The sequence below is a fragment of the Paenibacillus athensensis genome (genome assembly GCF_004514475.2).
GTDB lineage: Bacteria > Bacillota > Bacilli > Paenibacillales > NBRC-103111 > Paenibacillus_AL > Paenibacillus_AL athensensis.
In genome coordinates this window covers 1-26,007 of the sequence record NZ_MYFO02000002.1, presented here as the reverse complement: position 1 = coordinate 26,007, position 26,007 = coordinate 1, and the positions used below count along the sequence as shown (strand labels likewise).

At 55.9% G+C, this 26,007-nt stretch carries 15 protein-coding genes, 3 tRNA genes, 1 rRNA gene and 1 riboswitch; of the genes, 4 read left to right on the top strand and 15 right to left on the bottom strand.

The features are described 5' to 3' along the window. Positions 1-176: 176 nt before the first annotated feature. Positions 177-677, top strand: a complete 501-nt coding sequence (locus tag B5M42_RS04180; protein ID WP_134754812.1) for a CBO0543 family protein — start codon at positions 177-179, stop codon at positions 675-677. 88 nt (positions 678-765) lie between these two features. On the opposite strand, the gene B5M42_RS04175 is transcribed toward B5M42_RS04180, so the two are convergent. After that, a complete protein-coding gene (locus B5M42_RS04175) occupies positions 766-2,430 on the bottom strand; it encodes a ribonuclease J (protein WP_268999074.1) in 1,665 nt (554 codons plus the stop codon). A 186-nt stretch (positions 2,431-2,616) separates the two neighbouring features. Here B5M42_RS04175 and B5M42_RS04170 point away from each other — a divergent pair, with 186 nt between their 5' ends. After that, positions 2,617-4,635, top strand: a complete 2,019-nt coding sequence (locus B5M42_RS04170) for an MASE4 domain-containing protein (protein ID WP_134754813.1) — start codon at positions 2,617-2,619, stop codon at positions 4,633-4,635. A gap of 193 nt (positions 4,636-4,828) precedes the next feature. Here B5M42_RS04170 and B5M42_RS04165 read toward each other — a convergent pair whose 3' ends face one another. The 4 genes from B5M42_RS04165 to B5M42_RS04150 all read right to left on the bottom strand — a co-directional run bounded on the left by B5M42_RS04165 (position 4,829) and on the right by B5M42_RS04150 (position 10,113). Then, positions 4,829-5,005 (bottom strand): hypothetical protein, encoded by a 177-nt coding sequence (locus tag B5M42_RS04165; protein ID WP_167690090.1) that lies wholly within the window; start codon positions 5,003-5,005, stop codon positions 4,829-4,831. Positions 5,006-5,091: 86 nt separating this feature from the next. Next, on the bottom strand, positions 5,092-6,426 hold the full coding sequence (locus tag B5M42_RS04160) for a voltage-gated chloride channel family protein (RefSeq protein ID WP_230632659.1): 1,335 nt from the start codon (positions 6,424-6,426) through the stop codon (positions 5,092-5,094). Positions 6,427-6,497: 71 nt separating this feature from the next. Next, positions 6,498-6,557: riboswitch (Fluoride riboswitch) on the bottom strand. A 185-nt stretch (positions 6,558-6,742) separates the two neighbouring features. Continuing rightward, positions 6,743-8,158 (bottom strand): glycosyltransferase, encoded by a 1,416-nt coding sequence (locus B5M42_RS04155; protein ID WP_167690092.1) that lies wholly within the window; start codon positions 8,156-8,158, stop codon positions 6,743-6,745. Positions 8,159-8,361: 203 nt separating this feature from the next. Continuing rightward, positions 8,362-10,113: a methyl-accepting chemotaxis protein gene (locus tag B5M42_RS04150; RefSeq protein ID WP_134754817.1), complete on the bottom strand. Its 1,752-nt coding sequence runs from the start codon at positions 10,111-10,113 to the stop codon at positions 8,362-8,364. Between the two features lie 446 nt (positions 10,114-10,559). Between B5M42_RS04150 and B5M42_RS04145 the strand changes: the two genes are divergently transcribed. Next, the gene (locus B5M42_RS04145; protein ID WP_134754819.1) at positions 10,560-11,024 is read left to right on the top strand and encodes a hypothetical protein; all 465 of its coding nucleotides are present in this window, start codon (positions 10,560-10,562) and stop codon (positions 11,022-11,024) included. Between the two features lie 217 nt (positions 11,025-11,241). On the opposite strand, the gene B5M42_RS04140 is transcribed toward B5M42_RS04145, so the two are convergent. Then, positions 11,242-12,237 carry a hypothetical protein gene (locus B5M42_RS04140; RefSeq protein WP_134754821.1) on the bottom strand — a complete coding sequence of 332 codons (996 nt, stop codon included), beginning with the start codon at positions 12,235-12,237 and terminating at the stop codon, positions 11,242-11,244. Between the two features lie 78 nt (positions 12,238-12,315). Beyond that, entirely contained in the window at positions 12,316-13,434 is a 1,119-nt protein-coding gene (locus B5M42_RS04135) for a slipin family protein (protein ID WP_134754841.1), read from the bottom strand. Positions 13,435-14,062: 628 nt separating this feature from the next. On the opposite strand from B5M42_RS04135, the gene B5M42_RS04130 reads away from it, so the two are divergent. After that, positions 14,063-16,135 (top strand): YheC/YheD family protein, encoded by a 2,073-nt coding sequence (locus B5M42_RS04130; protein ID WP_167690095.1) that lies wholly within the window; start codon positions 14,063-14,065, stop codon positions 16,133-16,135. A gap of 99 nt (positions 16,136-16,234) precedes the next feature. On the opposite strand, the gene B5M42_RS04125 is transcribed toward B5M42_RS04130, so the two are convergent. The 8 genes from B5M42_RS04125 to B5M42_RS04090 form a co-directional block, all read right to left on the bottom strand. Next, a complete protein-coding gene (locus B5M42_RS04125; protein WP_134754824.1) occupies positions 16,235-18,778 on the bottom strand; it encodes an S-layer homology domain-containing protein in 2,544 nt (847 codons plus the stop codon). A 36-nt stretch (positions 18,779-18,814) separates the two neighbouring features. Next, the gene (locus tag B5M42_RS04120; RefSeq protein ID WP_134754826.1) at positions 18,815-20,617 is read right to left on the bottom strand and encodes a YheC/YheD family protein; all 1,803 of its coding nucleotides are present in this window, start codon (positions 20,615-20,617) and stop codon (positions 18,815-18,817) included. A gap of 192 nt (positions 20,618-20,809) precedes the next feature. Continuing rightward, positions 20,810-23,659, bottom strand: coding sequence for a hypothetical protein (locus B5M42_RS04115; RefSeq protein ID WP_134754828.1), 2,850 nt, complete (start codon positions 23,657-23,659; stop codon positions 20,810-20,812). A 172-nt stretch (positions 23,660-23,831) separates the two neighbouring features. Beyond that, a complete protein-coding gene (locus B5M42_RS04110; RefSeq protein WP_134754830.1) occupies positions 23,832-25,130 on the bottom strand; it encodes a tetratricopeptide repeat protein in 1,299 nt (432 codons plus the stop codon). 354 nt (positions 25,131-25,484) lie between these two features. Continuing rightward, positions 25,485-25,566: transfer RNA gene (locus B5M42_RS04105), tRNA-Leu, on the bottom strand. Between the two features lie 12 nt (positions 25,567-25,578). Further along, positions 25,579-25,650: transfer RNA gene (locus tag B5M42_RS04100), tRNA-Gln, on the bottom strand. Positions 25,651-25,673: 23 nt separating this feature from the next. After that, positions 25,674-25,746 (bottom strand) — tRNA-His (locus tag B5M42_RS04095). Positions 25,747-25,821: 75 nt separating this feature from the next. Beyond that, a 23S ribosomal RNA gene (locus B5M42_RS04090) occupies positions 25,822-26,007 on the bottom strand; the annotation flags it as partial.

The window sequence follows — 26,007 nt, the reverse complement described above, 5'->3', positions numbered from 1 at the left end:
TCATGCCCTTTAGTTTAGACTTCATCGGTCCATGACCGCATTATCCTAACCTGTCAGGGACCAGCGAATAACGGGCCGCGAATTTGCCGCGCAGGATTTTTCTCAGTTTTTTCTCCAAGTATAAAACATAGCCATGTACAAAAAATAAATCCAATTATGGACGAAGAAGGTGGCTTATGTTTATTGTCGGCGTTACGCTCGCCGCAGTCGTCTCCACTTGGAAGCAACGTGCCTATAGAAACTGGAAAAATTACAATGCCACCGTTTCATTTATGGTGCTGTGCAATTTGTTGTATTATTTCATTGTCAAAGACAACCTGCTGTGGGAGTATAACCCTGGCCTGCTCGGGCATCATAAGATCGCCGAATTGGTCATTACGTTTATCGCGTTTCCTTGCACAGTCATGCTGTTTCTGGACAAGCTGGAGCGGACGCCGACGAAAATTTGGGTGCAAGTATTGAAATGGTGTTTTATTTATTGGCTGGTTGAATTTGCCGCCTGGAAAGGCCATGTCATTGAATACCATCGCGGCTGGAGCTACGCCTGGTCTTGCTTCTTCGTCGCCACGATGTTTCCGATCTTGTTACTGCACCACCGCCACGCCCGGGCAGCCTACGTCCTTTCCGTTGCGATGACTGTGTTTTATGCCCTCGTCTTCCATATCCCCTTTCCTTGATGCAGCTGAAGAAGCCGCAGTCCGATTCGTTCATTCGGTCTACGGCTTCTTTTACTTGTCTGAAGCTTACAGCTTCGCAGCCTCCGCTTCAAACCTCCAGCAATATCGGCAATATTACCGGCCTCCGCCCGGTCTTTTCATACAAATAACGTCCAAGCGTCTCCTTGATGGCCAGCTTGAGCGTGTTCCACTGGTTTACATTCTCCCTCAGTAGCTCCTTGATCTTTTGCGTGACATGACGATTCGCTTCGTCTAACAGCGCCTCTGCCTCGCGCACGTAGACAAAGCCGCGGGAAATAAAATCCGGCCCCGAGGCGATTTTGCTGTCGCTAAGCGTCGTCACGACGACGAGTATGCCGTCTTCGGCCAAATGCTTGCGGTCCCGCAGCACGATATTGCCAACATCGCCGATGCCGTAGCCGTCAACCAGCGTATTACCAGCTGTTACCTTGCGCTTTTGCTCTGCTTGGCCTGCTTCGATATCAAGAACCTCGCCGTTTTTCAGGATAAAAATATGCTCGGGCTTGACCCCTACCGCTTCAGCCAGCAAGGCATGCTGGCGCAGCATCCGGTATTCGCCGTGAATCGGCACAAAATATGTCGGCTTCATCAGCGATAGCATCAGCTTCAATTCCTCCTGACTACCATGACCGGACACATGCATGCCCGTCACCGAGCCCGAGCCGTAGATGACTTTGGCCCCTAATCGGTACAAATTGTCGACGATCGCCGAAACGCTGCGTTCATTGCCGGGAATTGGCGTCGCCGACAAAATCACCGTGTCCCCGGGGGAAATTTCGAACTGTCGGTATTTCATGCTTGACAGACGGGCAAGCGCTGCCATTGGCTCTCCTTGCGAGCCGGTGCATAGCACGGCTACCCGTTTGGGCGGCAAGCTGTTCACTTCTGTTGGCTCAACCAGCATCCCTTCGGGAATATGCAAATAACCAAGCTCACGCGCCGTGTGCACGACATTGACCATACTGCGTCCGAGCAAAACCAATCTGCGACCCGTCACTGCCGCAGCGTTGACCACCTGCTGCAGTCGATTCACGTTCGAAGCGAACGTGGACAAAAACACCTTTTGTTCGGCCTTACGGAACGCTTCCTCAATATGCTCGCCGACAACTTGCTCTGAGGGCGTGAAACCCGGACGCTCGGCGTTCGTGCTTTCCGACAACAGCGCCAGCACACCGCGCTTACCAATGTCGGCCATCGCATGCAAATCCGGGTATTGTCCGCCAACCGGAGTGAGATCGAATTTGAAATCCCCGGTATGCACGACAACCCCTTGCGCCGTATGGAACACAATCCCTACACAATCGGGGATGCTGTGATTCGTACGAAAAAAAGTCGCGCGCATCGCGCCTAGCTGCACCTCGCTGGACGCATCGATTTCATGCAGCTTTACATCGCCCGCCAGCCCCGCCTCCTTCAGCTTCGCCGAGATCAGACCCAAGGTGAGCCTGGTCGCATAAATCGGCATGTTCAACTGCTTGAGCACATAGGGAATCGCCCCGATGTGATCCTCATGGCCGTGGGTGACGAGCAGACCTCTGACTTTCGAAGTATTTTCCAGCAAATACGCAATATCGGGAATGATCAGATCGATTCCGAGCAAGCTTTCATCAGGAAATTTCGAACCGCAATCGATGACGACAATATCGTCCCCCATCTGCACGGCGTACATATTTTTCCCGATCTCATTCACGCCCCCCAATGCAAAAATGGACAATACTCCTTGATTTTTCAAGCAAAATCCTCCCTTGGATACCTCGAATATCGTATAGCTTTTGTTAAAATTCCCGTATTTATCACCTAACAAGAAGCTTAATCCGTTCCACGCAGACGATTTATCCCCACCGCAAGGATTTCCCCCCAGTCTGTCGAATTAGTCCAGCAAAGCCTTTTGCAAACGCAGCCGATTGGGGAGGTCGTCATGAAAGTTCCACCCGTGGCCGAAGCGCCGGTCAACAACCTGCTTACCCTGGAAATCAACCGCTCCCAGCAAAAATTCGCCCTCGCCGTCGCGCTGATCCTGCTGTTGATTTCGCTGGCCTCGCTGCCGTTCGCTTCCGTTCAGCTGCTTGAGGTTCAAGTGTTTCAAGCGGCGATTTTTTCCACCGTCATCTGCTTTGAGCTGATCACCGCTTACGTGCTGTACAGCCAATTCCGCGCCAGCGGAACGCCCGGCTTGCTCGTGCTGGCCGTGTATTATTTGTATTCGGGCTGCATCATCGTGCCGTATTTGCTAACCTTCCCCCACCTGTTTTCGGAAACGGGCCTGTTCGGGGCCGGGCCGCAGTCGGCGATCTGGATTTTTTGCCTGTGGCACGCCGGACTGCCGCTGGCCATTCTGATCTATCTTGGCGTCGAGCGACGCCACCGCCATACGCGGCTTAGACCGCGCACGGCCCGCAGAGCCATTCTCCTGTCCATCCCCGCCGTGATGCTAGGCGTCAGCTTGATTACAGCAGCTGCGACGCAGCTTCACGATTACTTGCCCCCGCTCGTTGTCAGCGGCCGATTTACGCCGCTGTTTGTCTATGGCGTCTCTACGGTTATTTTGCTGCTGACGATCGTCGCCTTGATCAGCTTTATGGCCGTGACCCGCGGACGTACGGTCGGCACCGCTTGGCTCGCCGTCGCGCTGCTCGCTGCGCTGCTGGAAATATCCATTACCATGTATTCCAGTCACCGCTTCAGTCTCGGCTGGTACGTAGCCAAATGGAACAGCTTCGTTTGCAGCAATATCGTGCTGGCTGCCATGATTTTTGAATTTACCAAAATGTACATGAACATCGCCGTCCTCTACCGGCAGGTAACCGACAGCGAGCAGCGCTACAAGCATCTGTTCAGCGAAAGCGAAGACGCCAAGCGCACCATCGCCGAGCAAAGCGAAATTATCGAGCGCATGCTCGAATCCAGCCGCGAAGCGATCGTGATGTGCGACATCGCCGGTCAGGTCGTGTTCGCTAACCAACGTCTGGAGCAATACTTCGAGCGTCCGCTGCTGAGCGGACAGCGGTTTGCCGATTACTGCACCGGCATGAAGCTGCTGGAGGGCGGCACCTTATCGGAGCTGATTACCGCGTACTGTGAAGAAAACATCCCGGTGTTCAGCAAACGGATTTCCGTGCTGACGCATCATGAAGAAAACCGCTACTACGAATGCTACGTCAGCCCGATTCCCGGCGAAGAGGAAGGCCAATTCCGCGGCCATCTGTTCGGCTTTCGCGACCGCACGGACGAGGAACGGATGGACGAGATCAAGAACGAATTCGTCAGCATCATCTCGCACGAAATCCGCACGCCGATGTCGTCGATCGTAGGCTTTATTGAAATCCTGGCCACGCGCGAGGTTGCTGCAGACAAGCGGCAGCGTTACATCGAAACAATCCGCAAGGAAGCCAGCCGGCTCGCCAATCTGATCAACGATTTCCTCGATTTGCAGCGGATGACCTCGGGGCGGCAGGAATTTCATTTTAAAACACTCGACGCCGTGCTGCTGCTCAAGGAGATCGTCGATCAGTGGCAGGGCAAGGACGATCATAAAGCCCGACTGCATGCGCCGACGCGCAGCGTCTATGTGCACGGTGACGAAGACCGGCTCAAGCAGGTGTTTCACAACCTCATCAGCAATGCGATCAAATATTCGCCGGGACAACATCAAATCGACATTTACGTGGAGACAGACGACGCCGGCAAAGTGCTGATCAAGGTTCAGGACTACGGACTTGGCATTCCGTCCGACGCCCTTGACAAGCTGTTTACGCGTTTTTACCGCGTGGACAATTCCGATCGCCGCAAGATCGGCGGTACCGGACTGGGACTCTCCATCGTCAAGGAAATCGTGGAGGCCCATCACGGCAAAGTCGTGATCGATACGGAGCTGGGCAAGGGCTCGATTTTTATCGTGGAGCTCGTCGAATTGGCCGACAACGCCTCGCAGTTGTAACGTCACAGACGGAGCCGCGCCCTAGGTCGGCAGCCGCCCCAACAATATAAAACGCTCCCGCCGCGAGGATTCAGTCTCTCATGGCCGGGAGCGTTTTATGCTGCCTTTCGGTTACAGCTGCGCGCTTCATCACATAGTCCGGCTGCAAAGCCTCAAGCTGGTGCAGGCGTTGCAGAAGATATTGCCCTGTTCATCATACGAGCGTAAAGCCATCCAGAACCGATAGCGACTTTCCGTAGAAAACAACCTGCGATTGCTCCAGCTCGTCTTCAATCCAGACCGAATCGCAGCTTAAAGCATTCGCGCGCGAAAAGCTCAGACAGCTCGCCAGCGTCATGAGCACGATCAGTTCCGCCCATCTTCGGCTCATTGCTCCCCCTCCCCGTGATCAGCCCATCCAGCTTACTCGCGGGGCAGCCTCCCGCACGTTCTCTGGCCGAGCTACGGCCGCTCCGCTCACGGTCTCTGGCGCCGCTGCGCCTTCTGCTGCTTGAACGACGCCAGCGTCAGCCCTCCGGGTAGCGGAGCCAGCAGGCTCTTGGACACAGCCACCCGCTGTGAGGTGTAGATGCCCGTATGACCGGAAAACAAGTAGCTGACCGCGCAAGCGACAAACATATAAACAAGCCCGCCCGTTCCCCCGATTCCGAACAGCTCGATCCCCATAATAAAACAGGCCAGCGGCGTATTCGCCGCACCGCAGAATACGCCGATAAAGCCAAGCGCAGCCAGAAAGGGCCCGCTAACATGCAGCAATTGCGACAAAGCGCTGCCCAGCGTCGCGCCAATCGCGAACAACGGCGTCACCTCGCCCCCTTGATAGCCGGCGCCCAGCGTCAGCGATGTAAATATCAGCTTCCACAAAAACGTCAGCAGACCGGCCCCGCTGTCAAATGAACGCTCGATCAGCGGCAGTCCGAGCCCCAAATAATCGCGCGTACCCAGCAGATACGTTAGCGCAATGACGATCAAGCCGCCTGCCGCGGCCTTGGCCAGCGGATTCGGCAGCAGACGGGTATACAGCGCCTTGAGCGCATGGGTCGCTTCGCTGAACAGCAAGCTGACCAGGCCGAATACAGCCGACGCAAGCAGCACCTTGCCAAGCAGCAAAGCCGACAATTCCGGCGCCGCTTCGATGTGATAGTGACTGTGCGGGGCATGCCATACCGACACCGCAACGGAATTGCCCACAAGCGCAGCAATCAGCGCCGGTATCAGTGCTTCATAGCGCAGCAAGCCGATGGCCAGCACCTCCAACGCAAATACCGTCCCGGCCAGCGGCGTGCCGAACACCGAGCCAAAGCCGCCGCTGATGCCGCAGATCAACAGAATCGCGCGATCGTCCCGGCCGATACGCAGCAGCCTTCCCAGCGCGTCCGCGAGGCTGCCGCCCATTTGCACCGCCGTCCCCTCGCGCCCGGCCGATCCTCCGAACAGATGCGTCGTCAGCGTGCCCAGCAGCACGAGCGGCGCCATACGCAGCGGCACGGCCTCTTGGCCTCCGGCAATTTGCTCCAGAATCAAATTGTTGCCGCGCGCGCTGTTTTTGCCTGCTTTCATATATAGCCAGCTGATCAACGCGCCGCCCAGCGGCAGCAGAAACAGCAGCCAGCCGTGCTGCACCCGCAGTTCCGTCGCTGCATTCAAAGCTTTCAAAAACCAGGCCGACGCCGTTCCGGCCAGCACGCCGACCAAACCGCCGAGCAGCAGCCATTTCCCAAGCGCTGCAAGCAGCGCCCCGTGATGCGACTCCCGCAGAGCCGACATCGCTTGATGCTTCCAAGATCCCATGAACTTCTTCTCCTTTGCCCTGCCGGCTGAATGTAAGCTTAAAAACAAACAGACTCCTACCAGCAAAAAAATCGCTGGTAGGAGTCATCAGCCGTTCGGCGGTTATGGCGAACTCCATCGCCTTATTTACTTACCCCTATCATAAGCGACGACGCGCCCGAGGTCAACAGCAAATTTGCGCGCATGAGAGCTGCCACACACATCTTCGAAGCGCCGATACGAAACGCCGCTAAACCGGCAACGAGCTCAGCCGACGCTACGCCCAGCGCGAGACGGCGCAGTGCAAGCCTGCTGCAAACCGTTGTCAGATTCGTATCTAGTCCTTGACCAGCGCAGCCTCCAGCGCCATATCGACCAACCGCACTCGCTCCAGCCCCACCGCTGCAGCGGCCATTTCCTCCCGCGAAGCGCTGAAAACCTTTTCCATTGCGGCATAGGGCTGGAAGGGGCTGCCAACAAATGATTGGCCGGGAATCACCCGCGCATTCAGCTCCTGATCAATCCGCGGGCTCAGCGCAGCGCCAATCAACACGATCACCTCGCGGGCGATGCGGTTCATCTCTTCCAGCAAGCGTCGGCGTGCCTGCGGATTCAACGCGCGCAGCAGATCGCTTACAATAGCGACATCGAAAAAATCGTTTTCGTAAGGGGTCGCATAGCCGAGCAAATAAGCAACCTCTCGTTCAGGAAACGCTGCCTGAAGCTTCTCTACCATGCCGGGACTGCGTCCGAACAGATGCGTAACCGGCAATCGACCAGCTAGCTTGACGTCATCGACGCCAACGAGCAGCGAGCGCTCGGCTCCATCCAGACAGCGTTCGCTCAGCTCGTCCAGGTCCGCTTGCCGATAGTCGGCCGGCAGCAGGTCTGCCAGCTGCAAATAATCGAGCTTGGCCAACACATGCGGAAATTCGTGACGTTCAAAAGCAAATAGCTCCGTCTCCAGCTCGTAATACTTGGCATGCATGTTTTCTTTATTACGCTGCTCGTTCAGCGGCTTCTCGGCTGAATATTGAATCGGATGCGGATAATGGAACGCGTACAACGAGCTGACCGAATCAAAGCATACCCCGTTGCGATGCAGCCGGTAGCTGAAATCAAGGTCCTCAACCCCCCAGCCCTTGAACGCTTCATCGAAGCCGCCGATGGCCCGGGTCAGCCCGGCCGGCGCTGTCAGCGCGCACGAAAAACCGCAAAACCACGGCGACCGCAACCGCCCGATCTCGTGCTGGAACGCGCCATGCCGCATATCGTACCAGAACGGCTCCCGGCAAAATTCGTCAACAGCCCGGCGATCGTTAATGTCCAGCCGCTCCAACTGTTCCATATCGGTCTGCTCCGGCGTAACGTTCAATCCATAGGTATAGATCAGCAGCGCCGAATCGGGCGCATGCGTTCGATAATAAGCGGCAATGTCGCTTATGAACCGATCCGGCACAACAATTCCGCTATCGAGAAAAAGCAGCACCTCGCCCGAGCTGGCGGCAATGCCGCGATTTCGCGCTCGCGAACGGCAGGAATGCTCGTCGCGCGGCACATACACATAATGAACGTCCAGCCCGCCAGCGGCAAAACCGGCCACGCATTCGCGCGTCGCATCCGTAGAGCCGTCGTCGGCAACGACGACCTCAAAGGCATCTCCGGTATCCAGCTTCTGGGTAGCCAGCGACGCCAAGCCTTTCGCCAACAGCCAGTCCGCATTATAGCTGGGAATAACGATCGATATTTTCACTTGATTAACCCCCTTTAAATACCAAACAGCTTTCAGAAATCGTTTTCGCCATTCATAAGCAAAAAACCTGCTATTCGCAGGTTTTTTGCGCTCGAATTATTGAATTTTTGCCCATTATTGGCAACATCGGAATTCGACCGTCGCACAGACCATTCGCCGCCGCACTTTCCGGCCATCGAGGCTCGGCAGCGGGGACCTTTAAGCTACAGCGTAAAGCGGTGCGCCAGCGCCTGCATATCGGACGCCATGCCGCGCAGCGATTCTGACGATGCGTTCGTCTCCTCCATCGCGGCAATCTGCTCCTCTGTCGCGCCGGAAATCTGCTGAGCCAGCTCGTTGGCGCGCGTCGACATGCGCTCAATCTCTTGCAGCGAAGCCGAAATCTCCTCCGAGCTCGCCGACATCTCCTCAGCCGCAGCCGAAGCCTCCTGCACCTGCTGTACAACGCTTCGCGTCGCTTCGAGAATGCGCACAAACGCCTGCCCCGTATGCTCGATCGATTCCACGCCGGCAGCCACCTCGCGCTCGCCCTTCCTCATCGCCACGCTGGCTTGCTCGATATCGCCCTGAATCGCATGAATCAGCTCCGACACCTGCGACGCCGATTCATTGGAGCGCTCCGCCAGCTTCTTCACCTCGCTGGCGACGACGGCAAAGCCGCGTCCCTCGGAGCCGGCCCGTGCCGCTTCAATCGAAGCGTTAAGCGCCAGCAGGTTCGTCTGCGAAGATAAATCCGTCATCACCTGGATGATCTCGCCGATCATCTGCGAGCGCTCGGCCAGCTTGGCGACAATTTCAGCCAGCTCATTGACCGTCAGCGTCACGGAGCCCATCTGATTCGTCGACCTCACGATCAGCTGATTGCCCTGTTCAGCTTGCTCCAGCGTCATTGTAGAAGAATCATATGCGCTGAACGAAGTAGTGACGATGCGCTGAATGCCGTGCGCCATCTCCTCCATCGCCACGGAGCTTTCACGGATGCTGCGCTCCTGCGTTTCGCTGCTGAGCGCCATATCCTGCACCGAATTGGCAATCTGATTGCTGGCCTGCGTCGTCTCTTCGATCGCCTGCCCGACCTCTTTCGCCGCTTCGGACAGCGAATCGGAGTTCTTCAGCAAACCGGATACAACCGCTCGCAAATTGTTGTACATGGCCTCAAACGAAGAGGCGAGCTCACCAATCTCATCGCGATTGCTGACCTGCAAATCAGCCTTACGCAAATCGCCTGTAGCAAACAAGCGCGCCTGCTGCGCCAGCCGGATCAGCGGCCGGGAAATATGCAGCGAGAACAGCGTCATCACCGCCCCGCCGATCACCCAGCAGCAGACCAGCGTGATCAGAATCGTTTTCAGAATTCTCGTTTGCCCGCTATTGTAATCCTGCATGTAGGAACCTGCCGCAATCACCCAGCCCCAGCCCGGCGTTTGCTCGGAATACGTGATTTTCTCGCCTTCCTTCTCGGAATTGGGCAGCGGCCAGCTGTACATCGTGTAACCGCCGCCGCTTTGCGCATGCGCGATAATGTCTTTCACATAAAACGTGCCGTCAGGCGCCTGCTTGTCAATAATATTTTGACCTTCCAGCGAAGGATGCGCCGCCAGCGTTCCGTCCGTTTCTAGCACAAAAAAGTACCCGTTTGCGCCCAAATTGATGTGTTTGTTCACAGGCCGCTTGCCGTCCTGCTTGGGACCGAGCAGTAGCGCCTTCACCTTCTCCTGCGCTTCATCCTTGGTCATAATCCCCGACTTTTCCGCTTCTTCAAAGGTTGTGGCCAAATCAATGGCCATGCGCACCGAATTTTGCAGATTGCTCCGAATCAGAGCGTCGGTTTCCTGCGAGGACACTCTATACGTGATCGCTCCCAGCACAGAAACGGGAACAAGCAGCATCAGCAGGGAAATCAAGAGCAGTTTCTTGCGGATCGTCAATCTCCAAACCTTCTCGTTTTTAGGCATAGATATCCTCCTTAGTGACTAGTCATGCGGTCCTATACTACTTATCAAGTATACGACGCGAGCGCGTTGAATCCTCCACATTTATTTTCACAATTGAAACATTTATCTGTCAATTTGAATAACTTGTGAAATTTTTGTCATAATCCTTCGACAGCCGCGCCGCAGCAGACAGGCGTTTCCGCTTTGCCGGTCTATTTATGATTGGGGAAATAGGGCTTAAATGAGACGTAGCTGATCACAATTATTGGCCGGACAGGCCGCCTGCACCACTTCCTTCTGACTAAAAAAACGCCTATCTCATTTATTCGTAGCAAATTCGACAAACACCTTCAAAAAACGACAAATTACCAAGCCCGAAAAACTCCTCCTTCCGGTCCCGCAACCTTGCCCGCTGCTACGCGTCTATTCCAGTATACGGCTAGAAAGGAAAAGAGGAGGAAATTTCCATGAAGCTGATCCGCAGCCTGCTCTTGCTGCTGTCTATATTCACCATACCGGCGTTAACCGGCTGCGCCGCCATACAGCCCTTGTCGGCTTCCGCCGAGGACGACTCCGCCCCTTACGTCCCGGCCGATTATGCGGCCCGATTATCGGCCATGCATTTGAGCGAGGTGACGTCGATGCCGGCTGCGGCGCCGCCTTTTATTGCGATCGCGGAGGACCCCGCCAACGTCCAATACGCCGTCGTGTTTGACAAAAACGGCGATATTCGCCAAGTTCGGCTGCCGCTCGGCTACGCCGACATTCTCGCCCGCTTCCGGCAGCAGGCCGGACCGGCGCACACCTCGTCCGCTGACGAAGACGCCGTCCGCCTTGTCGCCAGCGGCCAGACGCTCGTCTGGCAGTACAGCGACGGCCGTTCCCGGCTTGCCATGTCGCTTGACGGCGTTCCAGCGCAGGCAGCGCCGTAATGGGCAGCGCCCGGGCGTGGCAACTGCCTGCGGCTACCGGAGCATCGCTTGCTGCGCAGGTGCGGTGCGGGTGCCAGACGGTCTGCCCACGGTAGACTGCCCTCTGCCCTCTGCAATTGCCGCCGCTTTCCGCCCGCTATGCACACGCGCAAGCCTCCTTGCTGCTGCCGCTCGCTGTACGCAGGCCGATGGCTTGCCGCGCTCGCACGCAGCGCCTTCAGGCAGGAGCCTGCGGCCATTCGGCGAGCAGCGCCGTCAGCGCAGAGCGCTCCGCTTCCCGCAGTGCCTCCAGCATGCGCAGGATTTGATCGCGCAGCTTGGGCGACGGCCGGAGGCTATATTTGAGAATCGTGTTGCGCAATGCCAGCGCTGCCGTTTCAAGAGCCGCAAAGCCGTAATCGCGCTCCAGATGCCCTCGCTCCTGCAAATAGCCGATAATACGCACGAGCGCCCGCTTGTGATCATGCAGCACATGAAACGAAGTCAGATGGAACACCTCCGGCTCATCCAGATGCCGCTCGACCTCCTGCACAAGCCGGTCATACACCGCATCCAATCCCTTGCGAATATCGGGATTGAGATTGCGGTCCATCCGGTAGCGCTCCTCCGTCTCCCGCCCGTACAAATAATCGGCGAACAAAGCGCCGACCGTCTCCAGATCCAGCTCATACCTTATCTGCACATACGGCTGAATCAGCTTGGCGCCGACAAAATTAAATCCTCCCGGCTTCACCGCCCGAAACGCGCTGCGAAAATCCTCAAACCCAATCGTCTCCCAAGCAAACCGTCCCCGAAAAAAATCGCCCGCATACAGCAGCTCCCGCTCCGTATCGCAGCCATACAGCAAAATCGGATGCGGCGCCGCTTCCTTGCCATAATCGGCATACGCCGGCACAAGCGCGCAATCGATCACAGCGTACACATAATAGCCGATCCGCAGGCTGCGGACAGCAAATTCCGCCACGTCCGGACACAGCTCCGTGATCAGCTCGCTCTCCAGATGCTGCACGCGCAAATACGGGCAATTGTGAAACTCCTGATACAAAAACGAAAAAAAATCCAGCCAAGGTCTGGAATCGGGATTCACATTCACTCTCAGCTGGATATAGTTGCTGCAAAACCACGGCAGGTCATCTCCGTGCGCAGCCATAATCGATAACGTCGCCGCATGGTGCTGATAGGACGTAATTGGCGGATATTGAATGGGTAACATGAAGGCAGAACTCATAAACGCTTCTTCTCCCAACGTCGATTTTCCACTATCGTAATCCATCATTTGCCAAACTTCAAGCTAGACGCCCCGGCTTTTATCGGCCAGAAAAAAGTTCAGCTGCTCCAGCAGGCTGCCCCCGCCGCCAACAGACACCGAGCCGATTTTCTCACAAATTTTCTCAAGAAACTCCAGCTCCTTCAAACGGTACAACGTCTGGTTTTCCTCCATCAGCTTGGCCGTGTTCAACAGGCTGCGCGTTGAAGCCGTCTCCTCCCGCCGCGTAATCAGGTTGGCCTGTGCTTTCTTCTCCGCGAGCAGCACGGTGTTCAGAATCTCTTTGACATCGCCGGGCAAAATGACATCCTTCACCCCAGCCGAAATGAACTGCACGCCGTACGTCGCGCTTTCCGCATTCAGCCTCGTCAGCACAAACGCCGCGATTTCCTGCCGCATGTTCAGCAATTCATCGAGCTTGAGCGTCCCGACATATTCCCGAAGCTGCAGCTGCAGCCGCACATAAATTTGCTCCTCCAACGCCTTGATTTCGAGCGATTTGAGCGGGTCGATGATTTTGTACTGGCAGACGAAGTTGAGGCGCAGGGCGATTTTGTCCATCGTCATCATCTCCTGGCCGGTGACATCTTGCTGCTGCTGGCGCAGATCGATATTGCGGACCGTTACGCTTACCGGCCCCCGCCAGAAGAAGTAACGCCCGGGACCAAGCTGTTTGTGCAGCACATGGTTAAAAAAAAGCAAGCCGACCTCGTGGCTGCCCACATCGACCGCCTGAACGACGCCGAGCGCCACCAGCTTGACCGCGACCGTCGCGCTGATCCCGGCCGGAAGCAACGGATCGCGCTTGTCGGCGCGAACGATTTCATGCCGCTTGAGCGCGTGCCAGAAGGCGTGCCTGCCGGTAGCCAGCACCGAGACAAACTGGCCGTCCTCAAAGTGCAGCGCGTATTCGTCGTCAGCCACCTCCACCACGCTCAGCTCCATGCGCAGCCGGTCGTCGCCGAGAAACAAGCGCAGGTCCTTGCCCGGCACAGAGAACGGGCGCAGCACGTTCAGCAGTTCCACGCTTTCGCCGCGCAGCGGGAGGTAGCGCTGCCGGCCGGGCGCCAGCAGCTTGACGTAGCGGCCGTCGCGAAACAGAAGCCCGCGTTCGTCGTTTTGAATGTTGATCGTTTTCCACATCATCTTTATCACCTTTTTCGTGTAAAATATCGGATGGATAGGCGCCTAAGCATAGAGAGTCCCGCCGTTGCGCCCGACGGGAGCCGTCTTGAGGCCAGGCCTGGCACTCCAGTCGCTCATGAATACCGCCGGCTTCAGAGCTTGCCCGCAGGCAAGCCGTTAGCCAGCCGAGCGTCCATCAGCGGAAGGCGCGCGCAGCCGCGGCCGGTATCCGCAGCTCGCAAAGCCGGCGCTTCGGTGCGGCCGTGAAGGCCCGCAGGGACTCTTTTTGCCAAGGCTGTTGAAGAAAGGTACGCTCGATTTACAGTCGAGTGCTCTACCACTGAGCTAATCGCCGTCGGGGCGATGCAGGATTCGAACCTGCGACACCTGGTGACGGGGCGTAAGGCCGCGCGCAGCATACGAACGCCGAGTCGGCGCTCGCACTGCGGAATAGGGAGAAATCCCCGCTTCGCGCGCTTCCTTGTCGTGTGATCGCCTCGCCTTCCCTATCATCGCCGATCCGCCGCAACCTGAACACGGTGAAAGTATTACGAAAGGCAAGAAAAAGACTGCCCGCATTTGTTATAATGAAGGACAAACGACACTGCGCTGCATGCCAGTAAGCAGACTGAAGGAGGAGCTTTGCGTGCTGATCGGCGTGTTTCATCCCCACGACCCGTTTTCAGTGATGACCGAAAACCGTGTACAAGCGATTGTCGCGGAATCCGTCAGGCAGGACGTGCAATTGGTGTTTTTTAACGAAGCGGGCATTGATTTGGATCAGATGACGGTGTCTGGTGTGATGTTTGAGGAAGGCGTCTGGAACGAACGCGTGCTGCCGTTTCCGCAGGCGATTATGAACATCCGGCCTTGGGGACCGCGCCGCCGCTCGGACCGGGAGCTGATTTTTCGCAAGCTCGTGCCGTTTACGGCTTTTTTAATCGATAACAAATGGGAAATTACCAAAATGCTTGCCGAGCATCCCGTGTTAGCCAAGCATCTGGTACCAACAGCGGTGCTGGAGGATGCCTCTCAGATCACGGAGCTGCTGGAAGCCCATAGCAAGCTGGTCATCAAGCCGGTGCAGGGCAGCCGCGGGGAGGGCGTACAAGCGATGGTGCGCCGGAACGATCAGTACGGGCTTCAGGCTGGTGCGGATTGGACCTGGATGAATCGCACGGAGCTGGATGCGTTTGTCGCCCAATTGAATCGCGAATATTTGATCCAGCCGTACATCGTTTGCTTGACTCCTGAGCAGGAGCCTTTCGATTTTCGCGTGCTGGTCCAGCGGGACGGGTGCGGCGAATGGAACGTGACGATTATTTACCCGCGCATCGGGGCGATCAATACGATTACCAGCAATGTCAGCGTCGGCGGACGCACGGAGCCCGTAGAACCGTTTTTGCAGCGATTGTTCCCCGGCCAAGCCGAAAGCTTATCTGCGCAGATGACGGCACTGGGACTGGAATTGGCCGCGTTCATCGACTCCCATTACGCACATCCGCTGAATGAGCTGGGCATCGATCTGGCGATCGACGCGGAGCGGCGTATTTGGTTTTATGAAGCCAATACGTGCCCGGGCACGTTGTATCATGAGCAGGAGCGGGCCGTGCAAGCGGTCGCGTATGTCAAATACATCGCCGAGCAGGCTAATCCAAAGAGCAGGCTGCCCGCTCATAGCAATGAGCCCTTCAGCCTGGGCCTGCTGTTCAGCGAGCCGCCGGAACGCGAGGATCTGGAAGCCTTTGCTGATGTTGCCGGAGCGCACGGCGTACAACTGGCTTATTTTTTACTTGAAGATATCAGCTTTCGGGCCGGGTCGATTTCCGGTTATTGGCGTGAAGGACCAAGCTGGTCGAAGCGGCTGTTTGCATTTCCCGACAGGGTGTATAACCTGATGGAGCAAACGGACCTTGAAGCAGCCTATACGCTGTATCGGCCGAGCTCCAACCTGCAGCTGACGTCCAATGAACCCAAGGGGCCGGTCCCGTCGTCGTTGTTTTTTGCCGTCGCGTCCCGGCATGCGGAGCTGGCCGCTCACCTGCCGCAATTCGTGCGCCCCGAAGGCCCGGAAGAAGCGCAACACTTTATCGACCGCTGCGGGCTCGTTGTCATGAAAACCGACAATGCCCGGCAACTGGAGGATGTCTTGATGATTCGCCGTTTGACGGACCGTTATGTCGTGCAGGAGGAGCAATTCGTCCACACGCTGACAGCTTCCGAATTTCAAGCATTTTTACAGCTGTTTTACGATTCCGGCTATATACTGATTGAGCAAATCAGCAGCTCCACGCACGACGGCCACGCTTTACATCTTCGCATGTATATGACGAAGACGGCCGAAGGCGCTTGGCGGTTGCTGCATATTGCTCCGCTCCTGGCGCTAGCGTCCGATGAACCGCAAGCGGCGCTGCCTTGCGAGGTCAAATGGGACTGGCTGCTGGACCGGGAATTCCCGGAAATGGAGGGAATCCGCCTGAATGACCGATTGCATGCGCTAACCTGCACGATGGCTGAGCAGCTTAATACAGCGAGCCGTCATCACATTCATGAGCTGATTCTCGACGCGGCGATTGACAGCGCAGGCACGATTCGCTTGCTGGGCGGCGAATACGAGGGCCCGGCTGGCGTGGTGCATCCTTATGAAGCAGCCCGCTACGTCATTCCGTACGCCCTGATCTTGCAGACCAGCCAATACGCCAAGGCCCTGCACCGCTAACGGCCCGCCAAGATTGAGCAACGCCAAAAAACCTCGAAGCTCTTGCCGCAACATCGCGACAAACAGCTTTGAGGTTTTTTCATGGCCGGAAGCGGCGCTTTAATTGATCAAATTCGTTTTTTGCAGGAAGCGGCGAATCAATGCCGTGGCTTCTGCGCGTGTGCCTACATGCAGCGGACGCACAGTGGCATTTTCGTATCCGGTAATAATACCCGCTTCATTGGCGGCGTTGACATCCGCTTGAGCCCAGCCCGAGGTTTGTTCCGAATCCGTGTACACAGGCGGCTCTTGATCCGGAGTGGATTCCAGTTCAAACTCCTTGTAGAACCGCATCAGCACCGTAATCATTTGCTCGCGGGTTACTCCCTCATCCGGTGCAAATTCTTCATCGGTAATTCCGTTGAACAAGCCGTCGCCCACGACAATGGCGATGCTTTCCTTGAGCTTGGGATCATCCGGCAAATCGTTGAATTGCGGCCCTTGACCCGCCGTATCCTGATGGCCCAGACCAAAAGCCTTCACCAGCAAGTCGGCAAATTCAGCGCGCGTCAGCTGCTGGTCGGGGTTATATTGTCCCGCGGCGTCTCCCTGTACATTGCCCTTATTGGCCATCAGCCGCACATCGTCCTTGCTCCAGTGATCGGCAATGTCGGCAAAATCCTCATTGCGCTGTATCAGCATGACCGTAACGTTGGTTGGCGTATGCAGCAGCGCATGTCCTTCATCGACAATGCGTACGGGAACCGGCACATACTTGCCGTCCATCAGCATCACCGCACCCAGCGAGTTCAGGTCGGCAATGCCTTCAGGAATCGGAATCGTCTGATAAGCATAACGATTGCCATATTGAACAATCGGCATCGCGCCCGTTCCGTCGTTAACGTTCAAGCTGAACTTGTAAGGCTCGCCGATTACGGTTGCATGCTGCAAGCTGGCCCATTCGCCCGCTTGCTCTTTCACCGCCGCGGGTTGTTTTTCAATATTGATTTCGATCTTCAGCTTATCCGCGGCAACGCCGGTTTGTTGAACCAGATCGTTCACTGGCACGGAAATCGTCGGCAAATCAATCGCTACATCGCCGGTAATGACGGCCAATCTTTGCTGATTGTCACGCAATACGGAAACAGCGTCGCCGGAAATATCGGCATATACCTTTTGCGCATCCTTCAGCGATTTGGCCCGGACAGCAATCGTTTCTTTTTTGCTGGCATCCTGAGACGACTGTTTAACGCCATCCGTATAAAAATGGAAGTTGGCGAGCGTAATCGCCTTTGTGTCCTTATCCCGCGTCAGCAGCAGCTTGGCGGAATCCTGCGTTTCCACATTTTTCTTGACCGCCACAACCTCGATCAACGCCTCTTCTTCCTTGGGCTCCGAAACCGTCGTGGTCGTTGACGACGAAGAGATCTTGTCCATCACGCGTGCAGTCGGCTCGCTTTTGACCGCGGCACCGTCGGTTGGCGCTACAGCTGTACGCGGCGTTACGACGAAGGTCAGGTATTTGCCGACATCGGCTCCCGTCAGCGTATAGCTAGCGCCTGTCGCTCCCGAAATCGCCATATAATTCACAGACTGGCCGGCATCGTCCGAACGGTACCATTGGAACGTCGTGCCGCTTTCCGCATCGCTGTTAACATCGCCGTACGTATACGAGCCGGTCAAAGTTTGACCCGCCCGGGCCGTTCCGCTGATCGCTACCGCAGAAGCCGTCGGTGCAGCCGGAGCCACAGTAATCGGGCCGGTTGCCTCACTTTTCGCCGCGCTTCCATCCGTTGGCGCAACCGTCGTACGCGGCGTCACGACAAACGTGATATACTTGCCGACATCCGCTCCCGTCAGCGTATAGCTAACGCCCGTCGCTCCAGAAATCGGCGTATAGTTCACCGTCTGCCCGGCATCATCCGAGCGGTACCACTGCACCGTCGTTCCGCTTTCCGCATCACTGTTGAGATCGCCGTACGTATAAGTGCCCGACAGTGTCTGGCCCGCAACCGCGCTGCCGCTGACGTTCACTCCGGTCGCTGTCGGCGCGGTTGGCGCATAGGCGACAGGCGACAGCGTCGTGCTGCCCGCCGAAGCCCCCTCGAACGGAGTAACGCTCGCGCGCGGCGTCACCACAAATGTGATATACTTGCCCACATCCGCCAACGTTAGCGTATACGAGCCGCCCGTCGCTCCGCCAATGGGCGTATAGTTGATCGTCAGCCCCTGATCGTCCGAACGATACCACTGCACCGTCGTTCCGCTCTCTGCATCGCTCTCCGCATCCGAATAGTCATAGGTTCCCGACAACGTTTGACCCACAGTTGTAATGCCACTAATGGTCACATTATTCGCTACCGGCGCTGTTTCCCCGCTGCTCGACGAATTGAAATATTTGGATTGCGGCAAAAATACATTTTTAAAATAATGCAGCGAATTTCCCGTATATTGCGGCGGCGCAGCAGCGGAAGCTACCTGTGGTCCAGGTGGCTGAGCGGCAGGCTCGGCTCCGGGGGATGCAGCGGATGCATGGCCCGCCGTCCAGCTCATGCCCATCGTAATGGCCAGCATCGACGTGCGAGCTACCTTTCCATACTTTTTGAGCTTGGCCCGTTTGTCCATCGACGCTTGCCATTCAGCGTCATCGTTATTCTTTACCATCGAACTGCCCCCCTGGGATTGGCACGTAGCGGTCGATCAACCCTTGCTCGAAGCCAACAGCCACAGGGCATATTCAATCCCGTATTTGGCAGCTTCCAGCTCATGCAGATTCATACCCACGTTATTCAAATTAACTTCAAAAAGACATATAGCTCCATGTTCGTCAATGCCCATGTCGATTCCTGCTTCATGAAACCCAGACCCGAAACAACCTTCCAAAAATGTGGCAAGCTGCACCGCAAAGCTCCGCACCCGGACATTCATATCGCCCTCCGGCGTCTGGCCGAATTGACTTTTCAGAAACCATTCCCATTTCGTCACGCAGCGGAACGTCTTGACATGATTGGTAATTTGACGATGCTTATTCAGCGAAAAGGAGGGCAGCACAAACGCGACGTCCCACCGGCCGTTGCCATCCTTCATCGCATGCGCCCGAACGTGGAAAGTGAAGCCCTCGCGAGATTGGCTTTCGATAAACTTCTGGACAACATAACGATGCTTCCGCAGCTCGGCAAGCAGCTTGTCCAGCTCCTCCCGCGACAGGTCATGCACAAAATCCTGATCGCAGATCTCGAACCGCCCGTTCTCCTTCAACGTCCCGATAATCATCTTGTCGCCGTTTGAACCGCGCAATGGCTTTAAAATAAAGTGCGGATGCCGATCGATAAAACGCTTCGCTTCCTCCAGCCTGTCCAGCTTATGGAACGGGATAATGGACGCCGACAGGACCGGGTGCTCCGCAACCGCCTGATACACCTTCAGCTTGTCCAGAGAGCCGAAGAGCAGCTCATGGGTAATCGGAATGCCGGTCAGCGCTTCATACACTGCTGCATGCTCGGCATTTTTGCGCCGCATCCGGTCGTAAATCACATCCGGATAAGGAAACAGCGCCTTACGCCACTGCCCGTTTTGCCAATAATGCCCTTGAATCTGCCGATTGGCGATATCAACCCGACGCGGATAAAAGTAAAAAAAGCGCGCTCCCCGCGCCTCGGCTGCGTAATGACACGCTTCCAGAAACAGCGGCGACAGCTCCCAACCTACCAGCATGCCAATGGTCGGCTTATCCGCCAGCAAGCAGGCTGCAAGCCGCTGCACCGGCGAAGCCATCCGGCCCGCTTGTCCGGTCAGCTGTGCGGCATGCGAGATCGCCCGCAAGCAGACCTCCGCTTCATTCACGGCAATCCCGGCGCCAACCACGCAGGTGCCGAGCCGTTCGTCAAGCTCAAGCTCGACATACAAGCCCGGCAATTCGGTCTGCTGACTGGCAGCGATTTGCTCTGCCATCTCGATGGCAACGCCAAGCAAATACGCTTCAACCAGCAGGCGATCCGGCTTTCCCTCCATCTGTGCGGAACGAACAGCCCCGCCAGCCAGCAGCTCGATACCGGCGCTTTTCCATCCACCTTGCACAGTGCGGCTCAACGTGCAGCGGAATTGAGCCGACGCTTCACGACCTTCTGCCGCTGTCAGCGATTCCGCAGTTGCCACCGCATTTCCCCGCCTGACTCCCGCCGGGAATCGGCCGATTTCCGACTCCTCTGGAAGAATGGATAGCTCAGTTCCGATAACCGTCGTATGACGGCACATCCACCTCCAGGCCGGCAGCTCCGAGGGCGAACCGGGAGTAGCAATGACGCATGCCGGAACCGGGAGACGCTGCCGCTGCTCCCCTTGACGGGAATACACGATGCCTTGCACCGATTCAGAGCTTTCATCCAGGCCGGAGGGCGTGAAAAAAAACAGCTGCACTCCCTGCTCCTCCGCTGTGCGGACCCATGAAGCTACACGCTGGGGAGTCAGCCAATCCAGGCTAGGGCTATACAAGCCAATCATCATAACCGCGTCTCCTGTCAAAAAAATCCGATTTAGATAATAATTCAACCTGGCTTGCTCCAACGAAGGCAGTGCGGCTTGGGCCGGACTTCTGCGGCTCTGCCAGCAGGATGAGCTGACAGCCCGGGACGATGTGGTCGTTTTCCACACCGCATCAATAAACAGCCCGCCTAGACGGGCTGTTTGCGTTTGCCTCTAGCCAAGCTCACGCTCGCGATACGGCGCCTTGAGGTCGCTCGGCAGAACGACCGGAATCAAAGCCTCTCCATATTTATTCATTCCATGCTGCGTCCAGCGGACTGACGCTTCCAGACGCAGCGGCACATTTTTATCCTCAAACTCCCACAATGCACTGTTCGTATACAGGCCATCCTGCAGCGAGCGAATATCCTCCAGCAAATAGTTGCCATTCGGGCTAACCGCATTCAACGCCGCTTCCATCTGATCATTGGCTTGCACGACGCCCTGAATAAATTGCACCTGAGCCGGCTGCAACGCGCCGATCGGCAGGGAGAATTGCTCGCGCATATCCGCCATCGCCATCTGTTGAGAAGCAACCTGCCGGTTGGTGGCCTGATATTCGCGCGTAGCCAGATGCTCCTTCCACGCTTGAATCAACTGGGGTACGGTCAACGTGTCCAACTGATAATCGGCCGCAATCTGCGAGCGCAACGGATCAACCGTCGGATCCTGATTGGCCGGATAATTGGCACCCATGACCACGTAAATTTTATTGAGGAACATATCTCGCGCTGCATTCATGTCCGTATTCACCATGTTGATAAAATCCCCGGTGGAGTAGTTCGTATACTTTTCCTTATGATCGTTATCGTCCATTGCCTCGTTGCCCTCTGCGAGCTTGCTGAATACACCGTCAATGACCTGCTGCTTGTAGGCTGTATACAAGGCTTTAACCTGGGCCGTCTGCTGGCGGGCGTGATCGCCAAAAATCGCCTCAACCGTATACACCAGATTCGTTACCTTGCTCGGATCGGCTTCTTCGCCCGGTCCGGCCACCTGCTCGTACAAATGCTTGACATTTTCTTCAATGCCGGCAGAATGCATGCCGTTGGCATTATTGGCCCCGTACCAGCCTTCGCGGCCGGTGAGCGGCACCATGTTGGAATCGAGACCTGCCCCGCCCAGATGACGATTAAGCATGTGACCGCGCACGTACAGCGTCTTGCTGGCGTCGCGCCGCTCCTCCAGTTGGAGCATCCATGCCGGATCGCCGCCCGCGCTGGACCCTTGTGGGTGGCCGTCTTTTTCCAATTGAGCGACGATTTTACTCGGACTGCCGAACGGCGTCTGGCCGCTATAAGCAAACTGGCTGAATTTTTTCCCCGTCCCGGCGGTTTCATTGACCTGCTTCGTGTAGTCCTGAACCTCGTTAAACAAAGCCCCGGACGAGCTGGACAATAGATTCGCCACCACTACAGCCGTATCCTTATTCGTAATCAGCTTGGCAATATCCGGTTCATCCTTAATCAGTTCAAAAGCGTCCACATACTCCGCCTGTTCCGCTTGCAGCTCCGCAATCTTCTCCGGCGCCAGTGGACCGTTGCCCCCGTCAATCTGATGTTGAATGTCGTAATACTTGCTCATATTGGCTAAAACATTCGTCAAATTCTCGCGGTCATATTCATTCAAATCCATCAGGAGCGCTGCGCCCTTAGCTTTTGTAGACGCTTCGTCGCCCAACTGATACGCACCGCTGTTACGCTCCAAATAATCGGCGAACTGGCTTTTGTGATCCATTGGCGCTTCACTTTTGTAGTTCGATTCGCGATTGCTGTTATACGGCGTTGCCAAGCTGTCCGGCAAGATGATCGGTACGTCCAGCCTCAGCTCCTGTTGTGAACCGGCCTGCGTCCAGGTCACTCTCGCATTCAGCTCGCTGGGTACAATCTGGTCCTCATATTGCCACAGATTCAGGTTCTCTTGCACAAGTCCCTTCAACGTCGCCCAATTGCGCGTCCAATAATTGCCGGAGCTTACGGCGTATAGCATCGTATCCAGATTGGGAACAGCCTGAATCAATTTCTTCAATTTCTCTTTATCGGCCTGCTCAAGTCGAGCGAGCTGCGTATTGGCAAGCGGACCCAATTCCCCCTCGATTTCCGCTATTTTTTGCAGCGCCTGCTGCATCGGATCGGTTTGCGCCGTCCGCGGGCCGCGCGAGTAATCGGCCACCACTTCATATTCCAGCGCGGTTACGTCACCGCCAAGCTGGGCATATTTCGTCTTCACGATCTGCTCGATGCCTTTGGAATGGAGCGCGTTGGCGTCATTGGCGCCATGCCAGCCCGCTCTACCCGTTAACGGGACGTAGTTATAGTCCAGACCGGGGCCGCCGAGATCGGCATTGATCAAATGGCCCATCACATAAAGCCCCTTTGTTCCGTCTTTGCGCTTGCTCAGCTCGGTCATCCACGGCGTTTTGGCATCTGTTGGCGTTCCCTCCGCATGACCGTTGGGCGCATAGGTGATCCGCGCTCCCGTTCCCGTACCGGCAGCCGTCAGCCCGCCCCACTTCACCTGACTGGTTGCAGCGCCCCCCAAGGTTCCTATGTAATCATAAATAATCTTGTGATAATCCTCCGGATCCCCGCTCTGCGGAACCAACCCCTGCACAGGCAGATAGACGGGCGGAAGGTTGCCCGGCTTAAATTTTTCCTTGTAAAGATGATGATCCATCACATAGGCGCACGCATGAGCCAGCATAAATGGGGCTTGACTCAAATCAGCTCCGGCTGCTTGAGCCCTTAGCGTCAAAAAATCAATATGATGGTCCTTATTATCCGAGACCCTTTGAATGGCGCCCACGGGGGCGGAAGATGCGGCAAAGCGGCCGCTTTGCGAGCGTACCAGCTGCGCCACACCGTTATTGCCCAACTGTCGCTGCAAACCCGAAATCGCCGTACCGACACCCATACGCCCCGCAGCCGCTTCGCTTCTTTCCGTTAAAGCCTCTGTCTCGGACGTTCGTTCAGCCGACTCAGGCCCAGCCGACACCGCTTTGTTCACATGCTCCTGCTTCCCCATAAGCTCCCTCCCTGCTGTACGTTCACGCGAATATAGAGCCGGCCTTGCGGCAAACCGCATTCATCCGCGATTGCATGTAGTGCTTATCCTTCGCTTGATCCTCACCGCTAGAAAGACTTGCATTCCGGACCTTGCCCGTGTCTGTTCATTTAGCGCAACTTAGGGTTGCCCCTCAGGCTTCAAGCTCCTTCAACATAGCCGCGGCTTCCTGATGCCCCGGATCAACTTCCAGACACATGAGCAGCCAAGCTTGAGCTTCCTCCAGCCGCCCAAGTCCGGAAGAGCACACTCCCATATTGTAATAAGTGGGGCCAGCCGGACCATAACCGTCCAACGAGCTTTGAAAAAAGCGCAGCGCCTCTTCATACTCGTCCATCTCATAGAACAGCAGCGCCAGATCAAAAGCCAAATCCTGCTCTTCCCCGATCGGGTAATAGCCCTCCCACACCTGACACATCAGCCTTTGCAGATCCATGCGCTCCCGCGGCCCGGCCTCTTGTACCAGATTCAGAAAAAAAGGCACAGCCTGCTTGAATAAACGCGCATCGAATCCGCTAAAGCGCATTAACGCCAGCAAATGGCGCAGCTCCATCTCGTGCAGGTGCGCATCGAAATGCTTTTTCAAAGTAAAAAAATCGTCCGGGCCATACTGCCCCACAAACCGCTCGTAAGCGAGCTTGACTTCGCCGTAATCCGCGCCATCTGCAAGCATGACTACGCAGGCAATATTAATAAACTGATGATGATGTTCGGTAAAATACGCCTGCGCAGCTTGCTGCTCATAATAGCTCTTGATCGCATGATAGTTAACTGTCAGGGAGACACTGCCGTGCCGCACCAGCCCGGGCAGCGGATTACCCTCCAATTCTCCCCACGCGTCTGCCCCCTTATCGGCGGAAAGGAGCACAAACCCCTCCGTCGACAAGCGACGCAGCCGCTCCAAGCATCTAAGCCCTACGACTGGAAAATATACATGCGTATCGCTCAACCGCTTCCGATACTGCTCCAGAATCGCATTAAACTCGGGCTCCTCGTACACCTTCGGCGGCATCTCGTCATAACGTCCGCGCATTTCCGCCTGTTTCAGCCAACCGGCAGCATCAAACGGTTCGTTCATCACTGGCGCAGGCAGATCAACCGTATACACAAACGCCTTGTTTTCATAAAATCGGAACAAATCCTGCGGAATGCTGTCAAAAAAATAATTCGCAATCAATACCAGCGGCTGCTGCAGCTGCCCCGGACGAATCACTTTACCGCTGAGTCGCAGCTGAAGCTCCGTATCCTGTTCGGCATCAAAGCAAGCCATGTCCAAGCATCCTTGCTCTATATACGGCTGCAAACGCGGATGATCGCGCCAAAAACGCAAATTCGCTTCCGGCAAATCAGTCAATACGTACACAAACGCCGGTACGGGAAAAGTCGCCTGCTCGCACATCCGGCACAGCTCACGCAAAAAATGATAAGCCAAGCGCCCTGAACCTCCGCCGAGCTCTACTATATATATCGGTTCCTGTACATTTGTCGATAAGCGATTTCTGTCTCTAAAAAAAGCAAAAACAATCTCCGCATAGGCTTTAGCTACTGTGGGATTGTTGGTCACATAGTGGGGCACTTCGGCTTGACGCCATGCATCAATGCCAGTCTGTTCAAAATAGCGCCGCTGCACCGGCCATATAGCGGATTGCGATAAAGGTAATGGCATCGCCGATGTACTCATGCTTTCGCCCCAATCTACAAGAATTACCTTTATTAAACATAAAAAAACAGGAAATGACAAGCCGAAAAACAAAAAAAGCCTTGAATATTCAAGGCTTTCTCGGGATGCGGTCGGAGGGATTTGAACCCTCACGCCTTTTGGGCGCCACCCCCTCAAGATGGTGTGTCTGCCGTTCCACCACGACCGCATATGAAGGAAACTGGGGATCTAGGATTCGAACCTAGGCATGACGGAGTCAAAGTCCGTTGCCTTACCGCTTGGCTAATCCCCATTATGAATGTTGGTTTGGGAAAGGGCGATCGAAGGGAATTGAACCCTCGAATGTCGGAGCCACAATCCGATGCGTTAGCCACTTCGCCACGACCGCCATCATAAATATGGTATTCCCTGAAAACTAGATACGAAACAAGTCGTTGTGTTACGCGTGAGTGTTGCTTGTGTTGTGGTTAAGCCCTCGACCGATTAGTATTCGTCAGCTCCATACCTTACGGCACTTCCACCTCGAACCTATCTACCTCGTCGTCTTCAAGGGGTCTTACATACTGGGAAATCTCATCTTGAGGGGGGCTTCACGCTTAGATGCTTTCAGCGCTTATCCCCTCCGTACATAGCTACCCAGCTATGCCTC